The sequence below is a fragment of the Blautia sp. AF14-40 genome (genome assembly GCF_003479665.1).
Taxonomy (GTDB): Bacteria; Bacillota; Clostridia; order Lachnospirales; family Lachnospiraceae; genus Fusicatenibacter; species Fusicatenibacter saccharivorans.
Genome location: NZ_QUHK01000096.1, coordinates 1 through 1,635, shown reverse-complemented (window position 1 = coordinate 1,635; position 1,635 = coordinate 1). Strand labels below are relative to the sequence as shown.

At 43.4% G+C, this 1,635-nt stretch carries 2 protein-coding genes; both read right to left on the bottom strand.

The genetic code is table 11. The features are described 5' to 3' along the window. The coding region (locus DWW13_RS18400) for a conjugal transfer protein (RefSeq protein WP_147398347.1) at window positions 1–870 on the bottom strand (870 nt) is incomplete at its 3' end. Between the two features lie 15 nt (window positions 871–885). Beyond that, on the bottom strand, window positions 886–1,635 hold a 750-nt coding region (locus DWW13_RS18395), incomplete at its 5' end, for a C40 family peptidase (RefSeq protein ID WP_118720822.1).

Below are 1,635 nucleotides of genomic sequence, written 5' to 3'. Positions count from 1 at the left end.
CTCATACTGCGATACCTGCGTCGCTTTTGTCTGATTATCAAGGAATTTCACAGCTACCTTGACTTTTACATTGTCCCCGTCCTTTGTAAAGATAGGGTTTACCAATTCAGAATAAAGGTAGTCCCTGCCGATAGGCTCAACCACATTTCCAGATACATAGTAAGCAAGCTCTTTTTCCGTAGCTGTCGGGTACAACTTAAAGAATGTTTCCAGAAATGCGGTAGCGTCGTTTACGGTATCAGCGTCTACGCTTGCGTCTGCTTCTGGTGTCTTTGGCTCATAGTCCGATTTTTCGATTGCTGGTGCAAGGGTAGGGTTCTGAACGATTACCATATCCCCGTCAGCGTCCACATGGACTTTTACGGTATAGGTTGCTTTCACATTGCTTGTCTGTTCTCCCTCTTTTATCTGCTGATCTACTTCGTAGGTAGCAGAAAAAGTGTCCGTTCCCGACTGCTCGATATGCCATACAATCACATCTGTAACCGTGGAGCTGGTTGGTATATCCGTTTTGATTGTATCAACATTCAAGTCCTGCAATTCCTTTGTCAGATAACCGTTGATTGCCTGCGTCCTTGCTTCAATCGCTTCTTTGCTGTTATTCCATGTGTAGTAGGACTTCGCAAAATTCTTCACGAAATTTTCAATCCCGTTGGTGTCCTGCAAGCGAAGCTCAATGATTTCTTTTTCGTGGGTCGTGTGCTGGTCGATAGCAGTAAAATTCTTATACACCCCAAAGCTCACGCTTGCAATAAGTACCACCCACAACGCAATCACGGCTTTCTTATGTGTGCCTACCTTAACAGTACGCACCTTTTTTTCTTTTGATTCTTTGATAGTTTCTGTCTGTTTCTTATTCTTCTTAAACATATTTTCAAGTCCTTTCTATTGTTTTACTCGTCCTGCACCGATTAAGTGCTGTTGCCAGTAACTACTACTTAGGTCTGCATATCCTATCGGGTTGCCTGCATGGTACATCTGTGTCGGCGAAACGAGAATACCAACGTGTGTTACATAACTTCCAGCATTATAGGTAGAATGAAAAAACACCAAGTCCCCAGCCTTTGCCTGCGAAAGTGGAAGATGTTGGGTAGCGTCATACTGTGCTTGTGCCGTTCTCGGCAAGGAGATACCAGCTTTTCCATAGCACCATTGAACAAGTCCGCTACAATCAAAGGAAGTGTTCGGGTTACTGCCACCATACACATATTTCCAGCCTTGATATTTCAACGCTTCATTCATAATCGCTTGTGCCGTTGCATTATCAAAATGTGCCACGGTCAGATATTGATTGACTAATTCGACGTAGAACATATTTCCATAGCCATATCGCCAGCCCCCGTTCTTCGCAACAGCTATCGGGTTGGTATAGGTTACTTTCTTTCCACCCGATTTCTCACGGGCAAAATTTTCCGCAAGATTAAAAGTGTGTTTCTTTCCTTTTCCTGCCACATATCCCACATAACCACCGCCATAGTTATAAGACTGTATCGCTACATTCAAATCGTCTATACCTTGATTTTTGCAAGAAGAAAGCAGGGACGCAAAATATTTACACCCCTGCTTGATTGAACTTTCCGTATCTAAAGAGTTGGGCGGTAAACCAAGACTTTCCGAACTCTGCATAACATCTTC